This is a genomic window from Jatrophihabitans sp., from assembly GCA_036389035.1.
Taxonomy (GTDB): domain Bacteria; phylum Actinomycetota; class Actinomycetes; order Mycobacteriales; family Jatrophihabitantaceae; genus Jatrophihabitans_A.
The window spans coordinates 455631-481821 of the sequence record DASVQQ010000007.1 but is presented as its reverse complement, the minus strand read 5'-3'; the positions used below and the strand labels follow the sequence as shown (position 1 = coordinate 481821).

General features: G+C 67.8%; 35 protein-coding genes and 1 pseudogene. 4 read left to right on the top strand and 32 right to left on the bottom strand.

What is annotated here, in order from left to right; all coding sequences use genetic code 11:
* Nucleotides 1-24: 24 nt before the first annotated feature.
* Nucleotides 25-1038 (top strand): LLM class flavin-dependent oxidoreductase, encoded by a 1014-nt coding sequence (locus tag VF557_04890; GenBank protein ID HEX8079521.1) that lies wholly within the window; start codon nucleotides 25-27, stop codon nucleotides 1036-1038.
* A 94-nt stretch (nucleotides 1039-1132) separates the two neighbouring features.
* Here the strand turns inward: VF557_04890 and VF557_04885 are convergent, their stop codons facing one another.
* Together VF557_04885 and VF557_04880 are read right to left on the bottom strand one after the other, a co-directional pair.
* Nucleotides 1133-1426, bottom strand: a complete 294-nt coding sequence (locus tag VF557_04885; GenBank protein ID HEX8079520.1) for a helix-turn-helix transcriptional regulator — start codon at nucleotides 1424-1426, stop codon at nucleotides 1133-1135.
* 251 nt (nucleotides 1427-1677) lie between these two features.
* Nucleotides 1678-2664 carry a hypothetical protein gene (locus VF557_04880; GenBank protein HEX8079519.1) on the bottom strand — a complete coding sequence of 329 codons (987 nt, stop codon included), beginning with the start codon at nucleotides 2662-2664 and terminating at the stop codon, nucleotides 1678-1680.
* A gap of 451 nt (nucleotides 2665-3115) precedes the next feature.
* On the opposite strand from VF557_04880, the gene VF557_04875 reads away from it, so the two are divergent.
* The 3 genes from VF557_04875 (at nucleotide 3116) to VF557_04865 (ending at nucleotide 4708) form a co-directional block, all read left to right on the top strand.
* Complete coding sequence (locus tag VF557_04875) at nucleotides 3116-3544, top strand: hypothetical protein (protein HEX8079518.1); 429 nt, start codon at nucleotides 3116-3118, stop codon at nucleotides 3542-3544.
* 189 nt (nucleotides 3545-3733) lie between these two features.
* The gene (locus VF557_04870) at nucleotides 3734-4159 is read left to right on the top strand and encodes a hypothetical protein (protein ID HEX8079517.1); all 426 of its coding nucleotides are present in this window, start codon (nucleotides 3734-3736) and stop codon (nucleotides 4157-4159) included.
* Between the two features lie 168 nt (nucleotides 4160-4327).
* Nucleotides 4328-4708, top strand: coding sequence for a hypothetical protein (locus VF557_04865; protein HEX8079516.1), 381 nt, complete (start codon nucleotides 4328-4330; stop codon nucleotides 4706-4708).
* Nucleotides 4709-5053: 345 nt separating this feature from the next.
* Here VF557_04865 and egtD read toward each other — a convergent pair whose 3' ends face one another.
* The 30 genes and pseudogenes from egtD to fusA all read right to left on the bottom strand — a co-directional run bounded on the left by egtD (nucleotide 5054) and on the right by fusA (nucleotide 26144).
* On the bottom strand, nucleotides 5054-6019 hold the full coding sequence (gene egtD, locus VF557_04860) for an L-histidine N(alpha)-methyltransferase (protein ID HEX8079515.1): 966 nt from the start codon (nucleotides 6017-6019) through the stop codon (nucleotides 5054-5056).
* Nucleotides 6000-6830 (bottom strand): ergothioneine biosynthesis protein EgtC, encoded by an 831-nt coding sequence (gene egtC, locus VF557_04855; GenBank protein HEX8079514.1) that lies wholly within the window; start codon nucleotides 6828-6830, stop codon nucleotides 6000-6002. The genes egtD and egtC overlap by 20 nt, the downstream gene beginning before the upstream one ends.
* A 9-nt stretch (nucleotides 6831-6839) precedes the next feature.
* On the bottom strand, nucleotides 6840-8186 hold the full coding sequence (gene egtB, locus VF557_04850; GenBank protein ID HEX8079513.1) for an ergothioneine biosynthesis protein EgtB: 1347 nt from the start codon (nucleotides 8184-8186) through the stop codon (nucleotides 6840-6842).
* Complete coding sequence (locus VF557_04845) at nucleotides 8183-9427, bottom strand: glutamate-cysteine ligase family protein (GenBank protein HEX8079512.1); 1245 nt, start codon at nucleotides 9425-9427, stop codon at nucleotides 8183-8185. The genes egtB and VF557_04845 overlap by 4 nt, the downstream gene beginning before the upstream one ends.
* A gap of 84 nt (nucleotides 9428-9511) precedes the next feature.
* Nucleotides 9512-10348: a type I methionyl aminopeptidase gene (map, locus tag VF557_04840; GenBank protein HEX8079511.1), complete on the bottom strand. Its 837-nt coding sequence runs from the start codon at nucleotides 10346-10348 to the stop codon at nucleotides 9512-9514.
* 6 nt (nucleotides 10349-10354) lie between these two features.
* Nucleotides 10355-11008 (bottom strand): adenylate kinase, encoded by a 654-nt coding sequence (locus VF557_04835; protein ID HEX8079510.1) that lies wholly within the window; start codon nucleotides 11006-11008, stop codon nucleotides 10355-10357.
* A 79-nt stretch (nucleotides 11009-11087) separates the two neighbouring features.
* The gene (gene secY, locus VF557_04830; protein ID HEX8079509.1) at nucleotides 11088-12395 is read right to left on the bottom strand and encodes a preprotein translocase subunit SecY; all 1308 of its coding nucleotides are present in this window, start codon (nucleotides 12393-12395) and stop codon (nucleotides 11088-11090) included.
* 235 nt (nucleotides 12396-12630) lie between these two features.
* Complete coding sequence (rplO, locus tag VF557_04825) at nucleotides 12631-13086, bottom strand: 50S ribosomal protein L15 (GenBank protein HEX8079508.1); 456 nt, start codon at nucleotides 13084-13086, stop codon at nucleotides 12631-12633.
* Between the two features lie 2 nt (nucleotides 13087-13088).
* Nucleotides 13089-13271 carry a 50S ribosomal protein L30 gene (rpmD, locus tag VF557_04820; protein HEX8079507.1) on the bottom strand — a complete coding sequence of 61 codons (183 nt, stop codon included), beginning with the start codon at nucleotides 13269-13271 and terminating at the stop codon, nucleotides 13089-13091.
* A gap of 3 nt (nucleotides 13272-13274) precedes the next feature.
* Nucleotides 13275-13904, bottom strand: a complete 630-nt coding sequence (gene rpsE, locus VF557_04815; GenBank protein HEX8079506.1) for a 30S ribosomal protein S5 — start codon at nucleotides 13902-13904, stop codon at nucleotides 13275-13277.
* 61 nt (nucleotides 13905-13965) lie between these two features.
* Nucleotides 13966-14355 (bottom strand): 50S ribosomal protein L18, encoded by a 390-nt coding sequence (gene rplR, locus VF557_04810; protein HEX8079505.1) that lies wholly within the window; start codon nucleotides 14353-14355, stop codon nucleotides 13966-13968.
* A complete protein-coding gene (gene rplF, locus VF557_04805; protein HEX8079504.1) occupies nucleotides 14355-14891 on the bottom strand; it encodes a 50S ribosomal protein L6 in 537 nt (178 codons plus the stop codon). The genes rplR and rplF overlap by 1 nt, the downstream gene beginning before the upstream one ends.
* 11 nt (nucleotides 14892-14902) lie before the next feature.
* Nucleotides 14903-15310, bottom strand: coding sequence for a 30S ribosomal protein S8 (gene rpsH / locus VF557_04800; GenBank protein ID HEX8079503.1), 408 nt, complete (start codon nucleotides 15308-15310; stop codon nucleotides 14903-14905).
* A gap of 190 nt (nucleotides 15311-15500) precedes the next feature.
* On the bottom strand, nucleotides 15501-15686 hold the full coding sequence (locus tag VF557_04795) for a type Z 30S ribosomal protein S14 (GenBank protein ID HEX8079502.1): 186 nt from the start codon (nucleotides 15684-15686) through the stop codon (nucleotides 15501-15503).
* 3 nt (nucleotides 15687-15689) lie between these two features.
* The gene (gene rplE, locus VF557_04790) at nucleotides 15690-16265 is read right to left on the bottom strand and encodes a 50S ribosomal protein L5 (GenBank protein HEX8079501.1); all 576 of its coding nucleotides are present in this window, start codon (nucleotides 16263-16265) and stop codon (nucleotides 15690-15692) included.
* Complete coding sequence (gene rplX, locus VF557_04785; GenBank protein HEX8079500.1) at nucleotides 16265-16579, bottom strand: 50S ribosomal protein L24; 315 nt, start codon at nucleotides 16577-16579, stop codon at nucleotides 16265-16267. Before rplX ends, rplE begins: the two co-directional genes overlap by 1 nt.
* Before the next feature lie 2 nt (nucleotides 16580-16581).
* Complete coding sequence (rplN, locus tag VF557_04780) at nucleotides 16582-16950, bottom strand: 50S ribosomal protein L14 (protein ID HEX8079499.1); 369 nt, start codon at nucleotides 16948-16950, stop codon at nucleotides 16582-16584.
* Between the two features lie 99 nt (nucleotides 16951-17049).
* A complete protein-coding gene (gene rpsQ / locus VF557_04775; GenBank protein ID HEX8079498.1) occupies nucleotides 17050-17340 on the bottom strand; it encodes a 30S ribosomal protein S17 in 291 nt (96 codons plus the stop codon).
* On the bottom strand, nucleotides 17337-17570 hold the full coding sequence (gene rpmC, locus VF557_04770) for a 50S ribosomal protein L29 (GenBank protein HEX8079497.1): 234 nt from the start codon (nucleotides 17568-17570) through the stop codon (nucleotides 17337-17339). Before rpmC ends, rpsQ begins: the two co-directional genes overlap by 4 nt.
* Nucleotides 17570-17983 (bottom strand): 50S ribosomal protein L16, encoded by a 414-nt coding sequence (gene rplP, locus VF557_04765; protein HEX8079496.1) that lies wholly within the window; start codon nucleotides 17981-17983, stop codon nucleotides 17570-17572. The genes rpmC and rplP overlap by 1 nt, the downstream gene beginning before the upstream one ends.
* Nucleotides 17984-18313: 330 nt before the next feature.
* A pseudogene (gene rpsC / locus VF557_04760) lies at nucleotides 18314-18934 on the bottom strand (30S ribosomal protein S3).
* On the bottom strand, nucleotides 18934-19356 hold the full coding sequence (gene rplV, locus VF557_04755; GenBank protein ID HEX8079495.1) for a 50S ribosomal protein L22: 423 nt from the start codon (nucleotides 19354-19356) through the stop codon (nucleotides 18934-18936). The pseudogene rpsC and the gene rplV overlap by 1 nt, the downstream one beginning before the upstream one ends.
* 59 nt (nucleotides 19357-19415) lie before the next feature.
* Nucleotides 19416-19694, bottom strand: coding sequence for a 30S ribosomal protein S19 (gene rpsS / locus VF557_04750; protein HEX8079494.1), 279 nt, complete (start codon nucleotides 19692-19694; stop codon nucleotides 19416-19418).
* A gap of 8 nt (nucleotides 19695-19702) precedes the next feature.
* Nucleotides 19703-20536 (bottom strand): 50S ribosomal protein L2, encoded by an 834-nt coding sequence (rplB, locus tag VF557_04745; GenBank protein ID HEX8079493.1) that lies wholly within the window; start codon nucleotides 20534-20536, stop codon nucleotides 19703-19705.
* 30 nt (nucleotides 20537-20566) lie between these two features.
* Entirely contained in the window at nucleotides 20567-20863 is a 297-nt protein-coding gene (gene rplW, locus VF557_04740; protein HEX8079492.1) for a 50S ribosomal protein L23, read from the bottom strand.
* A complete protein-coding gene (gene rplD, locus VF557_04735; protein HEX8079491.1) occupies nucleotides 20863-21600 on the bottom strand; it encodes a 50S ribosomal protein L4 in 738 nt (245 codons plus the stop codon). Before rplD ends, rplW begins: the two co-directional genes overlap by 1 nt.
* A gap of 4 nt (nucleotides 21601-21604) precedes the next feature.
* Nucleotides 21605-22258 carry a 50S ribosomal protein L3 gene (gene rplC, locus VF557_04730; GenBank protein HEX8079490.1) on the bottom strand — a complete coding sequence of 218 codons (654 nt, stop codon included), beginning with the start codon at nucleotides 22256-22258 and terminating at the stop codon, nucleotides 21605-21607.
* A gap of 22 nt (nucleotides 22259-22280) precedes the next feature.
* Entirely contained in the window at nucleotides 22281-22586 is a 306-nt protein-coding gene (gene rpsJ, locus VF557_04725) for a 30S ribosomal protein S10 (GenBank protein ID HEX8079489.1), read from the bottom strand.
* A 189-nt stretch (nucleotides 22587-22775) separates the two neighbouring features.
* Entirely contained in the window at nucleotides 22776-23969 is a 1194-nt protein-coding gene (gene tuf / locus VF557_04720; GenBank protein HEX8079488.1) for an elongation factor Tu, read from the bottom strand.
* A gap of 78 nt (nucleotides 23970-24047) precedes the next feature.
* On the bottom strand, nucleotides 24048-26144 hold the full coding sequence (gene fusA, locus VF557_04715) for an elongation factor G (protein HEX8079487.1): 2097 nt from the start codon (nucleotides 26142-26144) through the stop codon (nucleotides 24048-24050).
* Nucleotides 26145-26191: the final 47 nt, after the last annotated feature.

The window sequence follows — 26191 nt, the reverse complement described above, 5'->3', positions numbered from 1 at the left end:
GCAACCAGTGTGAAGCATGTTCCGTTGTCCATCCTGGATCTGGCGCCGGTCAGCAGCAACGCCGACACCTCCGAAGCCCTGCGTAACACCACCGAACTGGCGCGCCGGGCCGAGGCCTGGGGCTACCAGCGCTTCTGGGTCGCGGAGCACCACAACATGCCGGCGATCGCCAGCTCGTCACCGGCAGTGCTGCTGGCCCACCTGGCGGCGATGACCCGCACCATCCGGGTCGGCTCCGGCGGCGTGATGCTGCCCAATCACGCGCCGCTGGTGGTGGCCGAGCAGTTCGGCACCCTGGAGTCGCTGCACCCCGGCCGGATCGACCTCGGGATCGGTCGGGCGCCGGGAACCGACCAGCGGACCGCCCTGGCACTGCGCCGCACGATGCAGGGCCTGTCGGCCGAGGACTTCCCCGCCGAGCTGACCGAGCTGATCGCCATGCTGGCCGGCGACCCGACCAGGCCGCAGGCCGTGCCGACCGCGGCCGGGCTGCCCCAGGTGTGGCTGCTGGGCTCCAGCGACTTCAGCGCGCGGCTGGCCGGGCTGCTGGGTCTGCCGTTCTCATTCGCCCATCACTTCTCGGCCGCCAGCACCGAGCCGGCGCTGGCCGTCTATCGCCAGAGCTTCCGGCCCTCGCAGTGGCTGGACGAGCCGTACGCCATGGTCGCGGTCAGCGCGACCTGCGCCGACACCGATGAATACGCCGAGTACCTGGCCAAGCCGGGCTGGCTGGCGTTCCTGCGGCTGCGCGCCGGTGCGCCGATCCGGCTACCCACCCCGGAGGAGGCCGCCGCCTATCAATTCAGTCCGGCCGAGCGCGCTTTCGTCGAGCAGCGCCGGATCGGTCAGGCGCTCGGCTCGCCGGCGACGGTGGCCGGCCAGCTCAGCGAGCTGCTCGGACGCACCGGCGCCGACGAGTTGATGCTCACCAACCAGGTCTACGAGTTGGCCGACCGGCTTCGCTCGTACCAGTTGATCGCTGAGCTGAGCGAGCGGCCGGCCGTCGGTCCCGCCGGTTCGCTGTGCCTTACCTTGTGATGCCGCTGCTGAGTACCTTGTGACGTCGCTGAGTGCCTTGTGATGTCACCGGCCGGTGACGGGGTCGACGCCGCGCGTCAGTGGTTGCTGTCGATCAGTGGTCACCGTGCCCTCCGGCCCGCTCGCCCGCCTTGGCTTCGGAGTCGGCCCACAGCCGATACATCGCCAACCGGTCTGCGTCGGTGTCCGGCGAGAAGAGCAGGCCGGGCGGGCAGTCCAATGCTCGTTCGATGGCAACGGCGGTGCGCAGTGAGCAACTGTTGCGCCGACCGGTCACGAGATGGTTCACCGTGGAATGGCTCAAGCCGGCGCTGCGCGCCAGTTGCCGCTCCGAAACCCCCAACAGATCGATGTAGTCAGCGAGTGCTCGCCGGCTTCTTAATTGCATGAATCCCCCGTTCGACACAATGCATCCGGCACCGGCCGGATTCGGGACTCAAGCTACCTGAAATGTCTGACGTCCTGTCAGTTATCAGACACTATGGCCGTGTCGTCTGCGGCTGCCCCCTTATGTGACGGGCGGACAGTCCAAGATTCCAGCAGTTCGGCTATCGGTGGCGGACGGTTCGTCCACTACCGGCGGCGAATCAGGCCGATCGGCGCGCCCCCACCCGCGGTCACCGCCAGGCGGGCCTGAGTTCACCACCGGGCGGATATGCCCGCCGATTCCCGGCGTGCCATCAGATCTGATCCCGCCCGGATCAGCAGCTCGTCCAGACCTTCACCCAGGCTGATCGAGACGCCGACCACGCAGACGATGCCGGCCCGGTCCAGCCTGGCGCGAACCCGCTCGGCGACGATGACGCCGACCGCCGCCATATCCACCTGGATCAACGCCGCGACCTGGCGGGTCCCGTACCGGCCCACCGGATCGGTGGGGCGCAGCACCCCGGTCAGGCACCGGGCGATCGACACCTCGCTGTGCGGTCGCTCGGGATCGATCAGCACCAGCGCCACAAAGCCCGGCGCGGTCGCGATGCTCTCGGTGGCCTGCACCCGCCAGCCCGGCTCGGCCCACATGCCCGCGTCCGAGTCGTAGGCCGCCGTGGTCCTGATCGAGTCCCACAGCGCCAGCCGGTGCCCGGCAAGGACGATCGGAAGCACCACGAGGGTTGCGGCCGGACGCCAGCTCGCCAGCACGGCAACGGCGACTCCGGTCACCTTGGTGATCGAGTCCGCCACCTGGTTGCGGGGACCCAGGAGTTGCCGGATCACCCGGCGATCGTCGAACAGCCAGACCACTGCCGCGATCAACGCCGAGTTGATCACGACCCACGACAGGACGGCCGCCAGGATGCCCAGCGGCCCGCCGACCTGCCGGTGAACGGCCGAGGCGGTGCTGGCCGCGGCAGCCACGATGGCAACAGTGATGACATAACGCATGGGCCGGCCACCGCTGACGCTCTTGCGGGAGGGCCATTCGGCGGCGTAGCAGACCAGGACCAGCGGCACGACCAGCGGGACCGGGAGCAGCAGCGCTCCCGCTATGGTCCACACGTCCAGCAGGTTGTGCGCCTTGCCCCCGGTGAACCCGCGCCGGAGCCGCTCAACATGCCGAGCTGACAGTGAGTAGGAGACACTGAGCCCGGCCAGGAGGGCGAACACACCTAGCTGATAGAGGGTCATGCCGGCCAGCACGGGGCGCTAACCAAGGGAGGTGGCGAGAATGAACAGCATCGAATGGCCCTGATCTGACGGACCCGGTGGCGGGGGTGCGTGGTCATTCCAACCGTTACCCCTGCTTCCGGTTGAGAAAATGTTGAGAAAATTCCGAGCGGTAGGTTTTGAAGTGGGACCGACGGTACATCACGGCAAATGGTCTGTCACTGGTAGCTGATCAATAACCAGCTCCACCGCGCACGGGCGCGACCCGCGCCCTGACCGTCACCCCCTCGGATTTCCGGTGTCGAACCTGGCCCTGCCCCCCGCACCCATCCCGCCACCACCCCGACGCCGGTCCGCTGGGCGGTCGCCCACTGGATCGTCGGTCAGCACGAGCGGATAGTGTCTACATCATGTCTGCAGGTACCGGATCCCCCGCCGGCCGCGCCGCGCCCCCGCACCCCGCCGGACCGCGATGAGCGCGCTGTCGGAACTGCTGCAGGCCGAGAACTCCAAGAGCCTCAGCGCCCGCGCCATCTCACAGGCGGCGCGAGAGCTCGGATTCACCCTGAACCATGACACCGCCGCGCGCTACCTGAGAGGTGAGCACGGCAAGCCGGACGAGTCGACGTTGCGGGCCTTCTCCGCCGTGCTGGGGGTCTCACTCGCCAAGCTGCGCCGGGCTGCCTCGCTGCCCGCCGACGTCACCGAGCCCTACCAGCCGCCGGCCGAGGCCGACCGGCTCAGCCGCCGGCAGCGCCGGGCGGTCGACGAGGTCATCCGGGCGATGCTGCAGGCCCCGCCGGCCAGCCAGCCCATCACCGACCTCGCCACTCGTCGCGGCAAGCAGCCGACGCGCGGCAAGGCCGCCAGGCGTGGTCCGGCCGAGCCGCCCGGGCGCTGACCGCGCTTGCGGTAACGCCCCTTCGGCGGGCCTGCCGGCGTCTGCGCCGCGGCGACACGGGCTGACGCCGCGGATCGCTGGATCGCGCACATCCAGGAGCAGCTGAACAGCTACTGTCTACAGCATGGCTGCGCTAACGGATGTCAGCGGCGGTAGGCCGAGCAGGGCGATCACGCTCGGAGCCGCCCGGTGACCGCCCTGTCCGAACTGTTACAGGCCTCGAACAGCACCAACCTGAGCGCCCGCACCATCGCTCGAAACGCCCGCGAACTCGGCTTCAGCCTCAACCATGACACCGCGGCCAGGTACCTGAGGGGAAACCACGGCAGCCCGGACGAATCCACGCTGCTGGCCCTGTCGAAGGTCCTCAAGGTGCCGATGACCAAGCTCCGGGCCGCGGCCGCCCTGCCGAACGAGGTGACCGAGCCCTACCGGCCACCGGCGGAGTCCAGCCGGCTCAGCCGCCGGCAACGACGCGCGGTGGACGAGATCATCCGGGCGATGCTGCAGCCGACCACGGCCAGCAAGCGGGTCACCGACCTCGACACCTCACGCGCCAAGAAGGCAACGCCGCGAGCAGCCCGGCGCGGCACGGTGGAGCCACCTCAACGCTGAGCCCCACGACCCCACAGGATCGTCAGAGGCCTACTCAATACTGCCCGCATGACCTCGCACCCCGGCAGCCCACCTCGTCCCAGTAGCGCCGCCCGCCTGGCTTGCCCTTACGACCCGTGGGCCGATCTCCGGCAGAACTGGCCCCACGTCAGGGTCGTCATCGAAGAGATGACCGGTGATCTGCTGGGTGAGGTGCGTGACGACGGCCGGCTGATCGCGTTGCGCGCCGACACCTCGGCGGCCCAGCGCAGGTGCACCCTGACCCATGAGCTGGTCCACCTCGAGCGGGGCATCCTCGACTGCGGTCCCTGGCTCCAGCGTGAGGAGGGGCTGGTGCACGCCGAAGTGAGCCGGCGCCTGATCCCGCTGGCCAGCCTCACCGCCGCGATCCGGGCACTGGGCGGCGCCGACGATCGGGCGGCGCTCGCGCAATGGCTCGATGTGGACAGCGAAACGCTGACGATCCGCCTCAGCCGGATGAGCAGCTCCGAACGCACGGCGCTGCGCCGTTCACTGGCCCGCCAGACCTTGCTGTGGTCGGTGGCCTAGCGGCTGTGGTCTAACGGCTGTGGTCGGGCCTAGCGGCTGTGGTCTAGCGGCTGTGGTCGGGCCTAGCGGCTGTGGTCTAGCGGCTGTGGTCGATGGCCTGGGCAGCTAGGGTCATGAGCTTGACAACGCCACGTCCACCAGGCATCTTATGTCTGTTGGATGACAAGATGTCATACAGCAGCAGTCCCCGATAGCGGCGGGGATGCGTCACCAGCCTCGGGGGAGGGCCGGGCGGCATGGTGGTAATCGGCGCGCTGAGTGGCGTCGATCGCGGGCGGGCGACGATCGGCCGCCGGTGCCATGCCGCCCGCTACCGGGCCGGTGGGGTGCGCTCAGGGCCGATGGTCACTGCGAGAGGCTCAGGGCGAAAAGATCGGCCGGGTCGGTCCACCAGTGCGTCAGGTCAAGCCCTGCCGAGGCCAGCTCAGCGGTAATGCCGTTCCGGCGGAACTTCGAGGAGATCTCGGTGAGCAACTCCTCCCCCGCATCGAAGTGCACGTCCAAGCCGATCGCGTGGAACCGGGCCTGGATCTCGCGGGCGGCTCGCAAGCGCATCTCGATCCGCTCGGCCACCGGATTCCACACCGCCCGGTGATGGAACGCCTCGATCGGCAGGTCGCCGTCGAGTTCGCGGTTGAGCACCCGCAGCACATTGAGGTTGAATTCCGCCGTGACACCGGCAGCGTCGTCATAGGCGGGCACCAGGATCTCGGCGGGCTTGACAAGATCGGTGCCCAGCAGCAGCACGTCACCGGGCTCGAGTGCCGCTCGAACACCACTGAAGAAGGCGGCCCGCTCGGCTGGGTCGAGGTTGCCGATGGTGGAGCCGAGAAAGACGATGGCGGTGCGCCCGGACTTGGCCAACCCGTCCAGATGCCGGGTGAAATCCGCCCTGATGGGCAGCACGTCGGCCGCCGGATAGCGATCTGCCAGGCCGACCGCGGCCTCGGCCAGCGCACTCGCCGAGACGTCCACCGTGATGATCCGACGCAGCGTGCCGCCCTGCTGCCAGGCGTCCAGCAGCAGCTGGGTCTTGATCGATGACCCCGAGCCCAGCTCGATCACGGTCTCGACCGGTGCGGCCGCCGCGATGTCGCGGGCGTGGGCGTGCAGGATCTGCGCCTCGGTCCGGGTCGGGTAGTACTCCGGCAGCTCGGTGATCTGCTCGAACAGCTCGCTGCCGCGGGCGTCGTAGAACCACCGCGGCGGCAACGACTTGGGGATGCTGGTGAGCCCGGTTCGGGCATCGGAGGCCAGCTCGTCGGTGGCGCCAGCCGAATCGAGAAAGCTGTCATCGACGCTGATGGACATGGCTCTCACTCTCTGTGTCGTCACTGCTTGTGTCGTCACTGCTTGTGTCGTCACGATCGGACTTGAGCGGGCGGTATCGCACCCCGCTCCGGTCGGCCACGACCAGCTGGCCGTCGGGGATCGGCTGCCATCCCGGGTCGTCATCGAACGGTTCGCTGGCGACCAGCACGCCCGCTGACGAGCGGCGCCAGCACAGCGAATGGGTCACCGTGGTGCCGAGGATCTGCCGGCCGTCGGTGAGCAGGGTGGTCAGCCTGGAGCCCGGCGCCGCCGCCAGCACCTCGGTGATCAGGCCGGCCAGCGCCGCAGCCGGATCATGGGAGGCTGCCAGCCGCTGGCGGAGCAGCGCCCACAGCAGCGAGGCGTCAGTCAGCACCTGGATGCCCAGCAGCTCGCGGCGGGGCACGCTGTCGGCAAGCCAGACCGCGGTGTCAGGCCAGCCGGCGATCCGGCCGTTGAGGCTGAACAGCCACTGCCCGTCGGTGAACGGGGCGCAGGCGGCCTCGGCGACCGGCATGCCGGCAGTGGCGTTGCGGACGGCGGCCAGCGCGCCGACGGCCACCGTGCCCCGCGCCAGCTCGGCGAACGCCGCGTCCTGCCAGATCGGCACCGCTCGCCGGTAACGCCGGGCGCCGGGCGGCGCCTCGGCCTCGGCGCTGAACCAGCCGACTCCGAAGCCGTCGACGTTGACCTTGCCACCACCGCGCATGTCAGTGGGGGCATAGCTCTGCACGGCGAGCGAGTGCGGCGGGTCCAGCACCAGTTCTGCCAAGCTCACGGGCGGCCCGAGATAACCGAAATGACGACACATCGCTGGAGATCAGCTCGGCTCGGCGTCGCGGGCAGTCCGAAACCCGGCGAAGATCTGCCGCCGGATCGGGTAGTCCCAGTTGCGGAAGGTGCCTCGGCAGGCCGCCTGGTCGGTGCCGAACGAGCCCCCCCGCAGCACGTAGTAGTCCTCGCCGAAGAAGACCTCGGAGTACTCGGCGTACGGGAACACCTCGAAGCCGGTATAGGCGGCGAAGATGGAGGAGGTCCATTCCCAGACGTCGCCGATCAGCTGGTGCACTCCATAGGCCGACGCGCCTGCCGGATAGCTGCCGGCCGGCGCCGGCCGCAGATGCCGCTGGCCAAGGTTGGCCCGTTCCGGCGTCGGGTCCTCATCGCCCCAGGGGTAGCGACGCGACCGTTGCGAGACCGGATCCCACCGGGCCGCCTTCTCCCACTCGGCCTCGGTAGGCAACCGGCGGCCGGCCCACGCGGCATAGGCCTGAGCCTCGTACAGGCACACGTGCAGCACCGGCTCGTCGTCGCCGACCGGGATCAGGTTGCCGAAGCTGCGCCGCCACCACGAGCCGCTGCCGTCCCTGCTCCAGAACAGCGGCGCGGTCAACCCCGCCCGCTGACGATGCTCCCAACCCGGCGCGGTCCACCAGCGCCGCTGGTCATAGCCGCCGGCGTCGATGAACCGCAGGTAGTCGCCATTGGTCACCGGAGTCGTGTCGAGGAAGAAGGCGTCGACGTGCACCGAATGGGCCGGTCGCTCGTTGTCCAGCGCCCAGGCTTCGGTCGAGGTGCCCATCGTGAACTCACCCGCGGGTATCAGCACCTCCTCAGCCAGCGCCGGCGCGACAGCCGGCCGCGGCGGCGGCGCGGCCTGCAACGGCGGCCCGGAGCGGCGTAGCTGGTGAGTGGCCAGCATGGTCTCGTCGTGCTGCTGCTCGTGCTGCACCACCATGCCGAACGCGAAACCGGACTCGGTGAGCCGGCTGACGTTCAACGGCGCCCGATCCAGGACGTCGAGCACCTTCTGCCGGACCTGGCCGGCATAGCCGCGGGCCTGGGTGGGTGACAGCAACGGCAACGACGGACGGTCGGCGCGGGAATTCTTGAACGCGTCATACATCTGGTCGATGTCGGCGCGGACCGCCTCACGGCCGCCGACGTCGCGGACCAGCCAGATCTCCTCCTGGTTGGCGATGTGGGCGTAGTCCCACACCAGCGGCGACATCAGCGGCGAGTGCTGGCTGACCAGCTCCGGCTCGTCCACCGCCTCGGTCAGCGCCGCGCTGCGCAGCCTGGTCCGGGTCAGCTCGGCGGCGATGTGTTCACGCAGGGCGGCGTCACTGAGCAGGCTCAGGTCGGCGCCGCCGGTCGGCGGGGTCATCGGCGGCCCTCCGCGACCAGCGCCTCCGAGGCTGGGCTGATCGCCTGGCAGAGCCGGCGGTGCAGCACCCGGTCGACCTTTTGCCGGACCGCCGGTGGCAGGCCGAGGCCGTCCAGGCCCGGAGTGGCGATGTCGAGCAGTCGAGCGGCACTGTCCCGCAGCACCGGGTCGGCCAGTCCGTGCTCGGTGGCCTGCTGCCAGCGATCAGCTCCTTCGGCGCAGCAGCGCAGCACCTGCCGGACTGACTGCGGACCGGCGAACAGCGCCGCCAGCAGCGCCAGCGGCGCTATCCATTCGTCACCGGGCTGGGCGTCGAGATAGCGGATCTCCAGGTACCCCTGCGGGCGCACCGGCGGGAACAACATGGACAGGTGCAGGTCGATGTCGGCGGTGCTCAGCAGCTCACCGGACTCGATCCACTCCCGCAGTGTCAGCGGCTGCTCCAGACGCCAGTCGCCGGTCACTCGCCGCCGGGCCAGCACCCGGGAGTCCAGGACTCGCTGGGCATAGCCGTCCAGCTCTGCCGACTTCGGCGGCTGGGTGCGCTCGGGGTCCAGCTGCCACCAGGACGACATCCTGGTCGAGGCCGCGTCGGGCACCAGCTCACCAGCCGTTCGAGGGGAGTTGGCGAAGGCGGCCAGCAGCACCGGGCCGAGCTGGTGGGCCGCCCGCCACCGATCGGCGGCGTCGGCGCGGGTGCCGAGGTCCAGGCAGACCTGGGTGGCCGCGGTGGAGCACATCATCACCCGTCCGGCCGGGCCGAACTCGTCGAAGCGGTCGGCCATCGCGTCATAGCGGGGGGTCCGGAGGATGCGGTGCGGGTGCCGGTACGGATCTGTCGCCAGGTCGGAGAGCTCGAACCCGGCCGGGGCCAGCAACCCGCGCAGGGCCTGGATGTCAGCGCACATGGCAGTGATGAGGTCGGTGACCGAAGCTGCGGGAAGCGAGGAGATCTCGAGTTGACCGCCTGGTTCGACGGTGACCGAGCCACCGTGGGGCAGCGCCGTGGCGGGGCTGTTCGCAACCAGGGTGGTGGGGGCGTGCGGGCCGAGCAGCGTCGCGAGCGTCTGAGCGTCCGGTCGCCGGTCGGGGTCGTGCGGGTCGATCACTAGCCATTCCAGCTCGATGCCGGTCTTGGCGGGAGGACCGTGCTTGAAGCAGACGCGAGTGATGTAGCTGCCTGCTTCGGCGATGGTCCGGATCGGCTGAGGATCTTGCATGCCGGGCGTGGCGATGCTCATGGCCGTCTCCGTTCGCTGGGCGGATGGTAGAGCCAACCTATCGCGCGACCCTGACAACGGCCACCGTGCGGAAGCTGGCAGGGCTCAATCGGCAAGGGCGCTGATCGGTACGCCGCGGGCGCCCAGCTCGGCCCGGCCGCCGTCCTGGGCGGTCAGCACCCACAGCCCGTCCGGCAGCAACGCGACCGTGTGCTCCCAGTGGGCCGACAGCGAGCCATCGGCGGTTCGCACCGTCCAGTTGTCCGGTAGCTGCCGGGTCTGGGCCGAGCCGAGGGTGATCATCGGCTCGATGGCCAGCGTCATCCCGGCGACCAGCTGTGGCCCCTTGCCGGGCTTGCCGTAATTGAGGATGTGGGGGTCCATGTGCATCGAGGTGCCGATGCCGTGGCCGCCGTAGCCGGCCACGATGCCGAATTCGCCCGACCTGCCCACCGAGGTCTGCACCGCATGGGAGATGTCGGTGAGCCGGCCACCGACCCGGGCGGCGGCGATGCCGTCCCACAGCGCGGTACGGCAGGCTTCGGACAGGGCCCGCGCGTCAGCGACCACCTCGCCGACCGCGACGGTGACCGCGGCGTCGCCGTGCCAGCCGTCGACGATCGCCCCGAAGTCCAGCGAGATCAGGTCGCCGTCCGCCAGCAGGTCGTCCTGGCTGGGGATGCCGTGCACCACGTTCGCATTGCGTGAGGAGCAGATGACGCCGGGGAACGGCGGCGGGCCGGAGTATCCGAGAAAGGAGGACACCGCTCCGGCCTCGGCCAGCACCCGGCGGGCGATCTGATCGAGTTCGTGAGTCGACACCCCGGGCTTGGCCGCCTCGGTCATCGCCGCCAGGCCGGCCGCGACCACCAGGCCGGCCGCCCGCATCGACCTGATCTGGTCAGGGGTCTTGAGCTCGATGTCGTCCCGACGGCGGCGCACGATGGGTCAGGATATCGCTTTGGTCAGGGCCGCGATGGCGCGCTCGGTGACATCCTCGACCGGGCCCAGGGCGTCCACGACCACCAGCTGACCGCGGCCGTCGTAGAACTGGATCAGCGGCGCGGTCTGCTCGGCGTAGACGTCCAGCCGGTGCCGGACGGTGTCGGCCTGGTCGTCGTCTCGCTGGAACAGCTCGCCGCCGCACAGGTCACAGCGACCGCCGGACTGGGTGGGGTCGTACTCGATGTGCCAGATGTGACCGCACTTGCGGCACATCCGGCGTCCGGACAGCCGCCGCACGACCTCGTCGTTGTCGACCTCGAGTTCTAAGACGACGTCGAGGGAGGCGCCCAGGTCACCGAGCACCGAGTCGAGTTCGTAGGCCTGGGCCACGTTGCGCGGGAAACCGTCGAGCAGGAAGCCGGCGGCGGTGTCCGGCTCGTCCAGCCGGTCCCGCACCATCGCGATGGTCACCGCGTCGGGAACCAGGTCACCGGCGTCCATGAAGGACTTCGCGAGCTTGCCTAGTTTGGTGCCGCCGGAGACATTGGCCCGAAAGATGTCGCCGGTCGAGATCTGGGGGATGGAGAAGCGCTCGGCGATGAAGCCGGCCTGGGTGCCCTTGCCCGCGCCCGGAGGTCCTACGAGGACGAGTCGCACTAGGTTCTCACCGGCCCGCTCCGCCTCGTCAGCGTCCGCGCTGGCCGGCGCGGCTGCCGGCAGGGCCGACGCCCTGCCATTAACGCAAGAACCCTTCGTAGTTGCGTTGCATGAGCTGGCTTTCGATCTGCTTGACCGTGTCCAGGGCCACGCCCACCATGATCAGCACAGCGGTGCCGCCGAACGGGAAGTTCTGGTTGTTGCCGCCGGTCATCGAGAAGAAGAAGTTCGGGATCACGGCGACGATGCCGAGGTAGAGGGCGCCGGGCAGCGTGATCCGGGACAGCACGTACTGCAGGTACTCCGCGGTCGGGCGGCCCGGGCGGATGCCGGGGATGAAGCCGCCGTACTTCTTCATGTCGTCGGCCCGCTCCTCCGGGTTGAAGGTGATGCCGACGTAGAAGTAGGTGAAGAAGATGATCAGCAGGAAGTAGATGATGATGTGGATCGGATCCTGCTGATCGAGCAGGTGGTTGGTGATCCACAATTGCAGGCCGGACGTGCTGTTGCCGTTGAGCTGGGAAAGCAGCTGCGGGATGTAGAGCAGCGACGAGGCGAAGATGACCGGGATGACACCGGCCATGTTGACCTTCATCGGCAGGTAGGTGGAGGTGCCGCCGTACATCCGGCGCCCGATCATCCGCTTGGCGTACTGCACCGGGATCCGGCGCTGCGCCTGCTCGACGAACACCACGGCCGCGATGATCGCGAAGCCCAGCATCAGGATCAGCACGAAGGCGAAGGCGCCGGAGTTCTTCAGGATCGCCTGGCCCTCGGACGGGATCCGGGCGGCGATCGAGGCGAACATCAGGATCGACATGCCGTTGCCGACGCCCCGGTCGGTGATCAGCTCGCCGAGCCACATCACCACCGCGGTGCCGGCGGTCATGATGACGACCATGGTGCCCATGGCGAAGATCGACTCGCGGTACAGCGGCTCGCAGTTGACCGAGCCCGAGAACAGCTGGCCCGAGCGTGCCAGGGCGATGAAACCGGCGGACTGCAGCACCGCCAGGCCGATGGTGAGGTACCGGCTGTACTGGGTCAGCTTCTGCTGACCGGACTGGCCCTCTTTCTTCAGCGCCTCGAACCGGGGGATCACCACGACCAGGAGCTGGATGATGATGCTGGCGGTAATGTAGGGCATGATGCCCAGCGCGAACACCGACAGTTTCAGCAGCGCTCCACCGGAGAACAGGTTGATGAGCGCGTATGCGGTCTGGCTGGCGCCACTGGCCGTCTTGATGCACTGGTTGATCGCGACCGTGTCGGTGTTGGGCGTCGGTATGGCGGCACCCAGCCGGTACAGCCCGATCATGGCCAGGGTGAAGAGCAGCTTCTTACGCAGGTCTGGCGTCCGGAAAGCAGACGCGAAAGCGCTGAGCACACATCCTCCTGCGCGTGGGTCGAGGTCTATCTGTTGTGGGTCCGAGCCGGCCGCCGGCCCCGGGGCTTGCTGTGCGGCGCCGAGTCGGTGTCCTCGGGTGCGAGCCTAACAGCCGAGCACTTTCTACCACCGGTTCGTAAGCAGCCGGTAACGATACGCAGTGGGCCGGACAGTTGCCTGTCCGGCCCTGCTACGGGTGCGCAACCGGGCCCATTCGGCGACGGCGCCGCCGGTGCTACAGGGTGCTCGTGCTTCCGCCGGCCGCGGCGATCTTCTCCGCGGCGCTGGCCGAGAAGGCGTGGGCGGTCACGTCGAGCTTGACGCCACCGAGGTCACCGGTGCCCAGAACCTTGATCGGAGCGCCCTTGCGGACGGCTCCGGCTTCGACCATCGCCTCGGGCGAGACCGTTCCACCGTTGGGGAACAGCTCGGCCAGCTTGGCGACGTTGACCACCTGGAACTCGACCCGGAACGCGTTGCGGAAGCCCTTGAGCTTGGGCAGCCGCATGTGGATCGGCATCTGGCCGCCTTCGAAGCCGGCCGGGACCTGGTACCGGGCCTTGGAGCCCTTGGTGCCGCGCCCGGCGGTCTTGCCCCGCCTGCCGCCCTCACCGCGGCCGACCCGGATCTTGGCCGATTTCGACCCCGGCGCCGGACGCAGGTGGTGAACCTTCAGCAAACCGTCACTCATGACTACTCAACCTCCTCGACCGAGACCAGGTGGGTCACGGTCTGGACCATGCCGCGGATCTCGGGCCGGTCCTCCTTGACGACGACGTCGCGCACTCGCTTCAGCCCCAGGGAGCGCAGCGTCTGGCGCTGGTTGTCCTTGGACCCGATCTCCGAGCGCAGCTGGGTGATCTTCAGACGGGCCATCGCTCAGCCCCCCTGTCCGGCACGGGCGCGCAGCAGACCGGCCGGAGCCACGTCCTCCAGCGGCAGGCCGCGACGGGCCGCCACCTCTTCGGGACGGACCAGCTGCTTCAGGGCCGCCTCGGTGGCGTGCACGATGTTGATCGGGTTGTCCGAGCCGAGGGACTTGCTGAGGATGTCGTGGATGCCCGCGCACTCCAGGACGGCGCGCACCGGACCACCGGCGATGACCCCGGTACCGGGGCTGGCCGGCTTGAGCAGCACCACTCCGGCGGCCTTCTCACCCTGCACCGGGTGCGGGATGGTCAGGGCGATCCGGGGCACCTTGAAGAAGTTCTTCTTGGCTTCCTCGACGCCCTTGGCGATCGCGGCCGGGACTTCCTTGGCCTTGCCGTAGCCGACGCCGACGGTGCCGTCACCGTCGCCGACGACGACCAGTGCGGTGAAGCTGAACCGGCGACCACCCTTGACGACCTTGGCCACCCGGTTGATGGTGACGACGCGCTCGAGCAGCGCGCTCTTCTCAGGAGCCGAACGGCCGTCCCGGCGGTCGCGGCCACCCCGCTCGTTGCCGCCGGCGCGCTCGTTGCCGCCGGTGCGGGGGCCGCGTTGCGTTCCCTGGGTTGCGGAGGCCATCAGGCTGTTCCCTCACTGTTGCTGGACATGTGCATGGGGTTGCTGTTCAGGATGCGGCTCATCAGAAATCCAGGCCGCCTTCACGGGCGGCGTCGGCGAACGCCGCGATCCGGCCGGTGTAGGTGTTGCCGCCACGGTCGAGCACCACCTTGGTGACGCCGACCGCCTTGGCCGATTCGGCGACGGCGGCGCCGACCTGGCGGGCCTGGGCGGTCTTGTCACCCTCGGTCAGCTTGAAGGTCGAGGCAGAGGCCAGCGTGATGCCCTTGCTGTCGTCGACCAACTGCACGTACAGGTGCCGGGCCGAGCGGCTGACGACCAGCCGGGGCCGGCTTTCGGTGCCCACGACCTTCTTGCGCAGCCGGAAGTGCCGGCGGGCCTTGCTGGTGCGGCGGCCGGCCGAGATTCCGGCCGAACGCCGTGCGCGCTTGACGATTCCTGAGGCAGCCATTACTTACCCGTCTTTCCGGCCTTGCGGCGGACGACCTCACCCTGGTAACGCACGCCCTTGCCCTTGTAGGGGTCAGGCTTGCGCAACTTACGGATGTTGGCGGCCACTTCGCCGACCTTCTGCTTGTCGATGCCTTCGACGGCGAACCGGGTCGGGGAGTCGACTCTGAACGAGATGCCCTCCGGCGCCGTGATCAGGACCGGGTGGCTGAACCCGAGAGCGAACTCCAGGTCACCGCCCTTGGCCGCGACCCGGTAACCGGTGCCGACGATCTCAAGATTCTTGATGTAGCCGGAGGTGACTCCGACCACCATGTTCGCGATCAACGTCCGGGACAGCCCGTGCAGTGACTTGGACACGCGCTCGTCGTCGGGACGGACCACATTCAACGTGCCGTCCTCCTGAGCGATCGTGATCGGCTCGGAAAGGACGTGCGAAAGGCTGCCCTTGGGACCCTTGACGGTGACGTGCTGGCCGTCGATCGCGACCTCCACCCCGCTCGGGACCGGGATCGGCAGCTTGCCGATGCGACTCATGTGGGGCTCCCCTACCAGACGTAGGCGAGGACTTCCCCACCCACTCCACGCTTGGCGGCCTGCCGGTCGGTCAACAGACCGGACGAGGACGAGATGATGGCGATGCCCAGGCCACCGAGCACCCGCGGCAGTCCGGTGGACTTGGCGTACACCCGCAGACCAGGCTTGGACACCCGGCGCACGCCGGCGATGCTGCGCTCGCGGTTGGGGCCGTACTTCAGGTTCAGGGTCAGCACCTTGCCGGGCAGGTCGCCCTCGGTGTCGGTCACCTGGAAGCCCGAGATGTAACCCTGCTGCTGCAGGATCTCGGCGATGTGGGCCTTGAGCTTGCTGTGCGGCATGGACACCGTGTCGTGGAACGCCGAGTTGGCGTTGCGCAGGCGGGTCAGCATGTCGGCGATGGGGTCCGTCATGGTCATGAGGCGGCCTCGCGGTTCGGGCCGGCGAAGAGCGTGTTCATCAAAGGTCTTACCTCTCTCGGAGCGGTTCCCCTGCGATCCGGCATCCGGACGGGGCCTGCTTCGAAGCAACATGGACAACCAGACAAGTTTGCCTGATCGGTGCTCGATTGAGAAATCGAGCGGTGCCAGCGAAGGCGAAGGTCTGGGGCTACCAGCTCGACTTGGTCATGCCGGGCAGCTCGCCGGCATGGGTCATCTCGCGCAGGCAGATCCGGCACAGCCCGAACTTCTTGTAGACGGCCTGGGACCGGCCGCAGCGCTGGCACCGGGTGTACCCGCGAACCGCGAACTTCGGCTTGGCTGCCGCCTTGATCCTGAGTGCAGTCTTGGCCATGGCTTAGTTCTCCTTGAACGGGAAGCCGAGCGCGCGAAGCAGCGCGCGGCCCTCGTCGTCGTTGGTCGCCGTCGTGACGATGGTGATGTCCATGCCACGCGGGCGATCGATCGTGTCGGGGTCGATCTCGTGGAACATCGACTGCTCGTTGAGACCGAAGGTGTAGTTGCCGTTGCCGTCGAACTGCTTGGGCGAGAGCCCGCGGAAGTCACGGATCCGGGGCAGCGCCAGGCTCAGCAACCGGTCCAGGAACTCCCACATCCGGTCACCGCGCAGGGTCACCTTGGCGCCGATCGGCATGCCCTCGCGCAGCTTGAACTGGGCGATGGAGACCCGGGCCTTCTGCACCAGCGGCTTCTGGCCGGTGATCAGGGTCAGGTCGCGCACCGCGCCGTCCATCAGCTTGGCGTCCTTGGCGGCCTGCCCGACACCCATGTTGACGACGATCTTGACCACGCCGGGAATCTGCATGGGGTTGGCGTAGGAGAACTGGGACTGCAGCGCGGGCGCTATCTCCTTGCGGTAACGCAGCTTCAACCGCGGCGCCGGCACCTCGGTGGTGCTTGCCTCGGTGCTCATCACAGGTCCTTTCCAGTACGGCGGGCAACGCGGACGTTGCGGCCGGTTTCTTCGTCTCGGCGGTATCCGACCCGGGTGGCCTGGCCGTCCACGACCACCATCACGTTGCTGGCGTCGACCTTGGCTTCCTGGTTGACGATGCCGCCGGTCTTGGCGCCACGGGCGTTGGCCGAGACCCGGGTGTGCTTGGTGACCCGGTTGACGCCCTCGACGATGATCTTGTTCTCAGCCGGGAAGGACGCGATCACCTTGCCGGACTTGCCGCGGTCCTTACCTGCGATGACGACGACCTCGTCGCCCTTCTTGATCTTCATGGCTACAGCACCTCCGGAGCCAGCGAGATGATCTTCATGAACTTCTTGTCGCGCAGTTCGCGCCCGACCGGGCCGAAGATGCGGGTGCCGCGCGGCTCGCCGTCGGCCTTGATCAGCACGGCGGCGTTCTCGTCGAACCTGATGTAGGAGCCGTCAGCACGCCGACGCTCCTTCACCGTCCGGACGATGACCGCCTTGACGACGTCACCCTTCTTGACACCGGCGCCGGGCAACGCGTCCTTGACGGTCGCGACGATGATGTCGCCGATGCCCGCATAGCGACGGCCCGAGCCGCCCAACACCCGGATGCACAAGATCTCCTTGGCACCGGTGTTGTCGGCGACGCGCAGTCGCGACTCCTGCTGAATCACAGCCTTACTCCCAAAATCGTGGCTAACCAGGCCTCGTGGCGGGCCCTTACTATGCCGTCTTGCTCCTGCCCGGGTAGCCGGGCAGGACGTCGAGCCTTACTACTTGGCGCGCTCGATGATCTCCACCACGCGCCAGCGCTTGGTGGCCGACAGCGGGCGGGTCTCCATCAACAGCACCCGGTCGCCGACGCCGGCCGAGTTGGCCTCGTCGTGAGCCTTGAGCTTGTTGGTGCGCCGGATGACCTTGCCGTAGAGCGGGTGCTTGACCCGGTCCTCGACCGCGACCACCACGGTCTTGTCCATCTTGTCGCTGACGACCAGGCCCTCACGGACCTTGCGGTCGGCGTCGCGAACGGATCCGGTGGTGGCCGGGGTTGCGTCCGTGCTCATGCAGCGCCTCCTTCAGGTGCTACCGACAGGCCGAGCTCGCGCTCACGCAGGATCGTGTAGATCCGAGCGATGTCGTGGCGCACGACGCGCAGCCGCCGGTTGTTGTCCAGTTGCCCGGTAGCCATCTGGAAGCGCAGGTTGAACAGCTCTTCCTTGGACTCCCGCAGCCGGGTCTGCAGTTCCTCGTCGTGTAGCTCGCGAAGCTCGCTGGTGTTGGACGTGGTAGCCATCAGAACTCCTCCCGCTTCACGATCCGGCACTTCATGGGCAGCTTGTGGATGGCCCGGGTCAGGGCCTCCCTGGCCGTCTTCTCATCCGGGTAGGACAGCTCGAAGAGCACCCGTCCCGGCTTGATGTTGGCGATCCACCATTCCGGCGAGCCCTTGCCCGAGCCCATCCGGGTCTCGGCAGGCTTCTTGGTCAGCGGCCGGTCGGGGTAGATGTTGATCCAGACCTTGCCACCACGGCGGATGTGCCGGTTGATGGCGATACGCGCCGACTCGATCTGCCGGTTGGTGATGTAGGCAGGCTCGAGCGCCTGAACGCCGTACTCGCCGAAGGTGACACGGGTGCCACCCTTGGCAGGCCCGGTGCGATCCGGGTGGTGCTGCTTGCGGTGCTTAACCCGCCGTGGGATCAACATATGTCAGCCCTCAGTTTTTTCGGTGTTCTCAGCTGCCGGCTCGGAACTGCCGGCGGCCGGCGTCTCGGCGGTGTCGGTCACCGGAGCCTCGACGGCCCGGCCCTCTACGGCCAGCGCGTCGACCACCGGGGAGTCAACCGGCTCGGTGTCTTGAACCGCGACAGCGGCAGCCGGCGTCTCGACTCCGGCGTCCGCTGCCCGTCCTGCCTCGGTCGAGACGCCGGTGGTGCCCTGCGAGCCGGAACGACGCGGACGAGCCGGCCGGTCACGACGCTGGCGCAGGGCCTCGGCGGCGACCGCGGCCTCGCGCTCGGTACGCGAACCGGTGGGAACCTCGCCCTTGTAGATCCAGACCTTCACACCGATCCGGCCGAAGGTGGTACGGGCCTCGTAGAAGCCGTAGTCGATGTTGGCGCGCAGCGTGTGCAGCGGCACCCGGCCCTCGCGGTAAAACTCCGAGCGGCTCATCTCAGCGCCGCCGAGGCGGCCCGAGCACTGCACCCTGATGCCCTTGACGCCCGGGCTCTTCAGGGTCGACTGCATGCTCTTGCGCATCGCGCGACGGAAGCTGACCCGGTTGGACAGCTGCTCGGCCACACCCTGGGCGACCAGCTGGGCATCGGCTTCGGGGTTCTTGACCTCGAGGATGTTGAGCTGGACCTGCTTGCCGGTGAGCTTCTCGAGCTCGCCGCGGATCCGGTCGGCCTCAGCACCCCGGCGGCCGATCACGATGCCCGGCCGCGCGGTGTGGATGTCGACCCGGACCCGGTCGCGGGTCCGCTCGATCTCCACCTTGGCGATCCCGGCGCGTTCCATCCCCTTGGACATCAGGCGACGGATCGCGACGTCCTCCTTGACGTACTCGCCGTAGTTCTTGTCGGCGAACCAGCGACTCTTCCAGTCGGTGGTGATGCCGAGGCGGAACCCGTTCGGGTTTACTTTCTGCCCCATTAGCGGGTGCTCCCCTTCTTGGCGGTGGTGCGCGAGGACAAGCCGGTCTTCGCGACTCTCTCTACGCTCTCGACCTCGATGGTGATGTGGCTGGTGCGCTTGCGGATCCGATAGGCCCGGCCCTGCGCCCGCGGCTGGAACCGCTTGAGGGTCGGACCCTCGTCGACGAAGGCGCGCGAGACGATCAGCGTCTCGGGATCGAGGTTGAAGTTGTTCTCGGCGTTGGCGATCGCGGAGGCCAGAACCTTCGCCACCGGCTCCGACGCTGCCTGCGGTGCGAACTTGAGCACCGCGAGCGCGTCCGATGCCGGCTTGTTGCGAATCAGGTCGATGACGCGACGCGCCTTCATGGGCGTCACGTTGACCTGCGACGCCCGCGCGAAGGCGGTCCGCACATCTGCGTCGGGTTCGTTGGCTGCCATCTGCGATATCCCTTAAATCTGGCTGATCGGTGGTGAACTGTCGGATCTGTTGCGCGCGACTACCGGCGGGACCGGCGGTCATCCTTGATGTGACCCCGGAAGGTGCGGGTCGGGGCGAACTCGCCGAGCTTGTGGCCGACCATGCCCTCGGTCACGAACACCGGGACGTGCTTGCGGCCGTCGTGCACCGCGATGGTGTGCCCGAGCATGTCCGGAATGATCGTCGAGCGCCGCGACCAGGTCTTGATCACGTTCTTGCTGCCCTTGTCGTTCTGGACATCCACCTTCTTGAGCAGGTGGTCGTCGACGAAGGGGCCCTTCTTGAGCGAGCGAGGCATGGCTGGTCCTAACGCTTCTTGTTTGACTTGCGGCGGCGGACGATCATCGCGTCGCTCGCCTTGCGGGTACGGGTACGGCCTTCGGGCTTGCCGGCCGGGTTGACCGGGTGCCGGCCACCTGAGGTCTTGCCCTCACCACCGCCGTGCGGGTGGTCCACCGGGTTCATCGCCACACCTCGGACGGTCGGGCGCTTGCCCTTCCACCGCATCCGGCCGGCCTTGCCCCAGTTGATGTTGCTCTGCTCGGCGTTGCCGACCTCGCCGACGGTGGCGCGGCAGCGCACGTCAACGTTGCGGATCTCACCGGAGGGCATCCGCAGCTGGGCGTACGGGCCGTCCTTGGCCACCAGCTGCACGCTGGCGCCGGCGGAGCGGGCGATCTTGGCGCCGCCACCGGGCCGCAGCTCGATCGCGTGCACCGTGGTGCCGACCGGGATGTTGCGCAGCGGCAGCGCGTTGCCCGCCTTGATGTCAGCGCCCGGGCCGTTCTCGATCTGGTCGCCCTGCTTCAACGTCCGCGGCGCGAGGATGTAGCGCTTCTCGCCGTCGGCGTAATGCAGCAACGCGATCCGCGCGGTCCGGTTCGGGTCGTACTCGATGTGCGCGACCTTGGCCGGCACCCCGTCCTTGTCGTTGCGGCGGAAGTCGATCAGCCGGTAGGCGCGCTTGTGCCCACCACCCTGATGACGGGTGGTGATGTGGCCGGTGTTGTTGCGGCCGCCGCGGTTGTGCAGCGGTCGGACCAGCGACTTCTCCGGCGTGGTCCGGGTGACCTCGACGAAGTCGGCGACACTCGAACCACGGCGACCGGGAGTCGTCGGCTTGTACTTGCGGATACCCATATCTGAAGTCCGTTCCTGTCCCGTGTCCCGCTAGGCCGCAGGTCCGCCGAAGACCTCGATGCGGTCACCCTCGCGAAGGGTGACGACCGCGCGCTTGATGCTCTTGCGCGTGCCGTATCCGAATCGGGTCCGCTTGCGCTTGCCCTGACGATTGAGAGTGTTCACATCCGTCACCTTGACGTTGAAAACCTTCTCGACAGCGATCTTGATCTGCGTCTTGTTGGCGTCCGGGTGGACGTCGAAGGTGTACTTGTTCTGGTCCAGCAGGCCGTAGCTCTTCTCGGAGATGACCGGGGCGAGCAGCACGTCGCGGTGATCGTCAAACATCAGTTCTCATCCTCTTCGGTCACGACCGGGGTCTCGCCGTGGGCGGCGGAGTCGTCATCGGCCAGCTCGGCCGAACTCGCCGCGCCCTTGGCCGACTTTCCGGTGGCCGGTCCGGCCAGGAAGGTCTCCAGCGCGCCCAGGGTGAAGATCACGTCATCGGAGATCAGCACGTCGTAGGTGTTGAGCTGACCCGGCTCCAGCACGTGGACCCCGGTCAGGTTGCGCAGGCTCTTCCAGCTCAGCTCGTCGGTGCGCTGGACGACGACCAGGATGTTCTTGGCCGTGCTCATCGAGGCCAGCGAGGCCGTGATCGCCTTGGTGGACGGGCTGTCGCCGGCGACCAGTGCCGAGGCGACGTGCACCCGGCCGTTGCGGGCCCGGTCGGACAGGGCGCCACGCAGGGCGGCGGCCTTCATCTTCTTGGGGGTGCGCTGGTCGTAGGAGCGCGGCTTGGGGCCGTGCACCACGCCACCACCGGCGAACTGCGGCGCGCGGGTCGAGCCCTGCCGGGCCCGGCCGGTGCCCTTCTGCCGATGCGGCTTCTTGCCGCCACCGCGAACCTCGCCGCGGGTCTTGGTCGAGGCGGTGCCCTGCCGCGCGGCGGCGAGCTGAGCCACCACGACCTGGTGGATCAGGGCGATGTTGGTGGGCACGTCGAAGATCTCGGCGGGCAGCTCGACCGAGCTGCGGTCGGACTCGACGCCGGCCGGGCTGACTACGTCAACGGTGAGAGTCATCGGATCAGGCTCCCTTCACTGCGGTACGGACGAGCACCAGGCCGCCCTTGGGGCCGGGCACCGCGCCTTCGATGAGCAGCAGGCCGCGCTCGGCGTCGACCCGGATGACGCGCAGGCTCTGGGTGGTCTGCTTGTCGACACCCATCCGCCCGGACATCCGCATGCCCTTGAACACCCGGCCGGGTGTCGAGCAGCCGCCGATCGAACCTGGCTTGCGGTGGTTGCGGTGCGAGCCGTGCGAGGCCGACACGCCGTGGAACCCGTGGCGCTTCATGACACCGGCGGTGCCCTTGCCCTTGGTGGTTCCGGTCACGTCCACCGACGCGCCGTCGGCGAAGATGTCCGCGCCGAACTCCTGGCCGACCTCGTAGCCCTCGGTCGAGGAGGTGCGCAGCTCGATCACGTGGCGCCGTGGCGTTACGCCGGCTGCCTGGAAGTGACCGGACAGCGGCTTGGTCACCTTGCGCGGATCGATCTGGCCGTAGGCGAGCTGGACGGCGGTGTAGCCGTCCTTCTCCTGGGTCCGGATCTGAGTCACCACGCAGGGCCCGGCCTTGACCACCGTCACCGGAACGATCCGGTTGTTGGCGTCGAAGACCTGGGTCATGCCGAGCTTCTCGCCCAGGATGCCGCGGATCACTCTGTTCTGACTAGTCATGATGAATTCTCGCTAACCGCTGCTACTGGATGTTGACGTCGACGCTGGCCGGCAGGTCGATGCGCATCAGCGCGTCGACCGTCTTCGGCGTCGGGTCGAGAATGTCGATGAGACGCTTGTGGGTCCGCATCTCGAAGTGCTCGCGACTGTCCTTGTACTTGTGCGGCGAGCGGATGACGCAGTACACGTTCTTCTCGGTCGGCAGGGGCACCGGGCCGACAACGCGAGCGCCGGTACGCGTCACGGTTTCGACGATCTTTCGCGCGCTGGCGTCAATGGCCTCGTGGTCATAGGCCTTGAGCCGGATGCGGATCTTCTGTCCAGCCATGGTGGCTTTCTCGTCCTCACTGTGGTGAATGGTGCTCGCGCCAGGCTCGCACTGGTCTGTGATCAGATGCGGTCGAGCTGGTGCTCAGGTTCAAGCTCGCGATCCGTGGCTACGGATCGAAGCAGTGCTGGTGGAGTTCCGGCGGCCGGGCCCCGAGCTGGCTGCCCGGCCGCCGAACTTCGAACCGTGTTACTTGTTGATCTTGGTGACCCGGCCGGCGCCGACGGTGCGGCCACCTTCACGGATCGCGAACCGCAGACCCTCTTCCATGGCGATCGGCTGGATCAGCGCGACCGTCATCTCGGTGGTGTCACCGGGCATGACCATCTCGGTGCCCTCGGGCAGGGTCACCACACCGGTCACGTCCGTGGTCCGGAAGTAGAACTGCGGCCGGTAGTTGTTGAAGAACGGCGTGTGCCGGCCACCCTCGTCCTTGGACAGGATGTAGACGTTGGCCTCGAAGTCGGTGTGCGGCGTCGTGGTGCCCGGCTTGATGATGACCTGGCCGCGCTCCACGTCTTCGCGCTTGATGCCACGAAGCAGCAGACCCACGTTCTCACCGGCCTGACCCTCATCCAGCAGCTTGCGGAACATCTCGATTCCGGTGACCGTGGTGGTGGTCTTGCCTTCCTTGATGCCGATGATGTCGACGGTCTCGTTGACCTTCAAGACACCGCGCTCGATCCGGCCGGTGACGACGGTGCCACGACCGGTGATCGTGAACACGTCCTCGACCGGCATCAGGAACGGCTTCTCGGTCTCGCGAACCGGCTGCGGGATGGCCTCGTCGACGGCGTCCATCAGCCCGAGCAGCTTCTCGCTCCACTCGGCGTCGCCTTCCAGCGCCTTCAGCGCCGAGACCCGGACGATCGGAGCATCGTCACCCGGGAACTCGTACTGGTTGAGCAGCTCGCGGACCTCAAGCTCGACGAGCTCGAGGATCTCCTCGTCGTCGACCATGTCCGACTTGTTCAGCGCCACCACGATGTAGGGCACGCCGACCTGGCGGGCGAGCAGCACGTGCTCCTTGGTCTGGGGCATCGGGCCGTCGGTGGCCGCGACCACCAGGATCGCGCCGTCCATCTGCGCCGCGCCGGTGATCATGTTCTTGATGTAGTCGGCGTGACCGGGGCAGTCGACGTGCGCGTAGTGACGGGCTTCGGTCTGGTATTCGACGTGCGCGATCGAGATGGTGATACCGCGCTGACGCTCTTCGGGCGCCTTGTCGATCTGGTCGAATGCCGACGCCTGGTTCAGGGTCGGGTACTTGTCGTGCAGCACCTTGGTGATGGCTGCGGTCAGCGTCGTCTTGCCATGGTCGATGTGACCGATGGTGCCGATGTTGACGTGCGGCTTCGTCCGCTCGAACTTCGCCTTCGCCACTGTGGATCCTCTCCCTTTGGTCGGGCTGTTGGCCGTCTACTTGGTCTTGTGAATTGGGTGATGCCGGGAGCGCCGGGGCTACTGCCCCGTCGCCTTCGCGATGATTTCCTTCGCCACGTTGGTCGGAACCTCGGCGTAGGAGTCGAACTGCATCGAGTAGTTCGCCCGGCCCTGCGTCTTGGAACGCAGGTCACCGACGTAACCGAACATCTCCGACAGCGGCACGAGCGCCCGGACGATTCGGGCGCCGGAACGCTCCTCCATCGCCTGGATCTGACCGCGCCGCGAGTTGAGGTCACCGATCACATCACCCATGTTCTCTTCGGGCGTGATCACCTCGACCGCCATCATGGGCTCCAGCAGGACCGGGTCGGCCTTGCGGGCAGCCGCCTTGAACACCATCGAGCCGGCGATCTTGAACGCCATCTCGGAGGAGTCGACGTCGTGGTAGCCACCGTCGGTGAGCGCCATGCGCACGCCCACCAGCGGGTAGCCGGCCAGGATGCCGTACTGCATGGCCTCCTGCGCGCCCTGGTCCACCGAAGGAATGAACTCCTTCGGGATGCGACCGCCGGTCACCTCGTTGACGAACTCGTAGGCCGGGGCGTCGGCGGTGCGCTCCAGCGGCTCGAGCCGGATCTGCACCTTGGCGTACTGGCCCGAGCCACCGGTCTGCTTCTTGTACGTCAGGTCCTCGCGCTCGACCGTCCGGCGGATGGTCTCGCGGTAGGCGACCTGCGGCTTGCCGACGTTGGCCTCGACCTTGAATTCCCGGCGCATCCGGTCGACCAGGATCTCCAGGTGGAGCTCGCCCATGCCGGCGATGATGGTCTGGCCGGTCTCCTCGTCACCGTGGACCTGGAAGGTCGGGTCCTCCTCGGCCAGCTTCTGGATCGCGACGCCCAGCTTCTCCTGGTCGCTCTTGGTCTTCGGCTCGATCGCCACCGAGATGACCGGCGCCGGAAAGGTCATCGACTCCAGCACGATCGGCTTCTGCGGGTCGCACAGGGTGTCACCGGTGGTGGTCTGCTTCAGGCCGGCCACGGCGATGATGTCACCGGCGCCGGCGCGGGGCAGCTCCTCACGCTTGTTGGCGTGCATCTGGTAGATCTTGCCGATGCGCTCCTTGCGGTCCTTGGTGGAGTTCAGGACCTGCGCGCCGTTGTCGACCACGCCCGAGTAGATCCGGACGTAGGTCAGCTTGCCCAGGTGCGGGTCGGTGGCGATCTTGAACGCCAGGGCCGACAGCGGCTCGGACTCATCGGCGCGACGCTGGGCGACGGTGGTGCCGTCCATCAGCAGGCCCTCGATGTGGTCGACGTCCAGCGGCGACGGCAGGAAGTCCACCACCGCGTCGAGCATCGGCTGGACGCCCTTGTTCTTGAACGCCGAGCCTGTCAGCACCGGGTTCAGCTTGTCGGCCAGGGTGGCCCGGCGGATCGCGGCCTTGAGCTCGGCGACGGTGAGTTCCTGGTCGTTGAGGTAGGCCTCGGCGACCTCGTCGTCGGCGTCGGACAGGGTCTCCATCAGCTTCTCGCGCCACTCGGCGGCCTGCTCGGCCAGCTCGGCGGGAATCTCCTCGATGGCGAACTCCTCGCCCAGCGCGGTCTCCCCGCGCCAGGTCAGCGCGCGCATCTCGACCAGGTCGACGACGCCGATGAAGTCGCTCTCGTTGCCGATCGGGATCTGCAGCACCAGCGGGGTGGCGTTGAGCCGCTCGATCATCATCTGCACACAGCGGAAGAAGTCGGCCCCGGTGCGGTCGAGCTTGTTGACGAAGCACATCCGCGGCACGCTGTACTTGTCGGCCTGCCGCCAGACGGTCTCGGTCTGCGGCTCGACGCCGGCGACACCGTCATAGACCGCCACCGCACCGTCGAGAACCCGGAGCGAGCGCTCCACCTCTACGGTGAAGTCCACGTGCCCGGGCGTGTCGATGATGTTGATGGCGTGGTTCTTCCAGGTGCACTTCGTCGCGGCCGACGTGATCGTGATACCGCGCTCCTGCTCCTGCTCCATCCAGTCCATGGTGGCTGCGCCGTCATGGACCTCACCGATCTTGTAGTTGATGCCGGTGTAGTACAGGATCCGCTCGGTAGTCGTGGTCTTGCCCGCGTCGATATGCGCCATGATCCCGATGTTGCGGGTCTTGGCGAGCTCAACGTTGTTGGCCATCATTCCTTCTTCGTGTAATTGCGGGCTGAACATGGGCGCCGGGTCGG

Excerpts from the sequence above, each read along its gene's own strand:
- rpmD (HEX8079507.1), bottom strand. The coding sequence starts at position 13,271 with ATGGCCCGTCTGAAGATCACCCAGCTGCGCTCGGAGATCGGGTCCAAG.
- rplB (HEX8079493.1), bottom strand. The coding sequence starts at position 20,536 with ATGGGTATCCGCAAGTACAAGCCGACGACTCCCGGTCGCCGTGGTTCG.
- egtD (HEX8079515.1), bottom strand. The coding sequence starts at position 6,019 with ATGTCCATCAGCGTCGATGACAGCTTTCTCGATTCGGCTGGCGCCACC.
- rplE (HEX8079501.1), bottom strand. The coding sequence starts at position 16,265 with ATGAGCACCGAGGCAAGCACCACCGAGGTGCCGGCGCCGCGGTTGAAG.
- rpsE (HEX8079506.1), bottom strand. The coding sequence starts at position 13,904 with ATGGCCTCCGCAACCCAGGGAACGCAACGCGGCCCCCGCACCGGCGGC.
- rplV (HEX8079495.1), bottom strand. The coding sequence starts at position 19,356 with ATGGCAGCCAACGAACCCGACGCAGATGTGCGGACCGCCTTCGCGCGG.
- rplD (HEX8079491.1), bottom strand. The coding sequence starts at position 21,600 with ATGACTCTCACCGTTGACGTAGTCAGCCCGGCCGGCGTCGAGTCCGAC.
- rplR (HEX8079505.1), bottom strand. The coding sequence starts at position 14,355 with ATGGCTGCCTCAGGAATCGTCAAGCGCGCACGGCGTTCGGCCGGAATC.
- VF557_04865 (HEX8079516.1), top strand. The coding sequence starts at position 4,328 with ATGACCGGTGATCTGCTGGGTGAGGTGCGTGACGACGGCCGGCTGATC.
- egtB (HEX8079513.1), bottom strand. The coding sequence starts at position 8,186 with ATGACCCCGCCGACCGGCGGCGCCGACCTGAGCCTGCTCAGTGACGCC.
- VF557_04880 (HEX8079519.1), bottom strand. The coding sequence starts at position 2,664 with ATGACCCTCTATCAGCTAGGTGTGTTCGCCCTCCTGGCCGGGCTCAGT.
- rpsJ (HEX8079489.1), bottom strand. The coding sequence starts at position 22,586 with ATGGCTGGACAGAAGATCCGCATCCGGCTCAAGGCCTATGACCACGAG.
- fusA (HEX8079487.1), bottom strand. The coding sequence starts at position 26,144 with ATGGCCAACAACGTTGAGCTCGCCAAGACCCGCAACATCGGGATCATG.
- egtC (HEX8079514.1), bottom strand. The coding sequence starts at position 6,830 with ATGTGTCGTCATTTCGGTTATCTCGGGCCGCCCGTGAGCTTGGCAGAA.
- rplO (HEX8079508.1), bottom strand. The coding sequence starts at position 13,086 with ATGAGTGACGGTTTGCTGAAGGTTCACCACCTGCGTCCGGCGCCGGGG.
- rplF (HEX8079504.1), bottom strand. The coding sequence starts at position 14,891 with ATGAGTCGCATCGGCAAGCTGCCGATCCCGGTCCCGAGCGGGGTGGAG.
- rpsQ (HEX8079498.1), bottom strand. The coding sequence starts at position 17,340 with ATGAGCACGGACGCAACCCCGGCCACCACCGGATCCGTTCGCGACGCC.
- rpsS (HEX8079494.1), bottom strand. The coding sequence starts at position 19,694 with ATGCCTCGCTCGCTCAAGAAGGGCCCCTTCGTCGACGACCACCTGCTC.
- VF557_04795 (HEX8079502.1), bottom strand. The coding sequence starts at position 15,686 with ATGGCCAAGACTGCACTCAGGATCAAGGCGGCAGCCAAGCCGAAGTTC.
- rpmC (HEX8079497.1), bottom strand. The coding sequence starts at position 17,570 with ATGGCTACCACGTCCAACACCAGCGAGCTTCGCGAGCTACACGACGAG.
- VF557_04845 (HEX8079512.1), bottom strand. The coding sequence starts at position 9,427 with ATGAGCATCGCCACGCCCGGCATGCAAGATCCTCAGCCGATCCGGACC.
- rplX (HEX8079500.1), bottom strand. The coding sequence starts at position 16,579 with ATGAAGATCAAGAAGGGCGACGAGGTCGTCGTCATCGCAGGTAAGGAC.
- VF557_04875 (HEX8079518.1), top strand. The coding sequence starts at position 3,116 with ATGAGCGCGCTGTCGGAACTGCTGCAGGCCGAGAACTCCAAGAGCCTC.
- rplP (HEX8079496.1), bottom strand. The coding sequence starts at position 17,983 with ATGTTGATCCCACGGCGGGTTAAGCACCGCAAGCAGCACCACCCGGAT.
- rplC (HEX8079490.1), bottom strand. The coding sequence starts at position 22,258 with ATGACTAGTCAGAACAGAGTGATCCGCGGCATCCTGGGCGAGAAGCTC.
- rplW (HEX8079492.1), bottom strand. The coding sequence starts at position 20,863 with ATGTTTGACGATCACCGCGACGTGCTGCTCGCCCCGGTCATCTCCGAG.
- VF557_04885 (HEX8079520.1), bottom strand. The coding sequence starts at position 1,426 with ATGCAATTAAGAAGCCGGCGAGCACTCGCTGACTACATCGATCTGTTG.
- rpsH (HEX8079503.1), bottom strand. The coding sequence starts at position 15,310 with ATGACCATGACGGACCCCATCGCCGACATGCTGACCCGCCTGCGCAAC.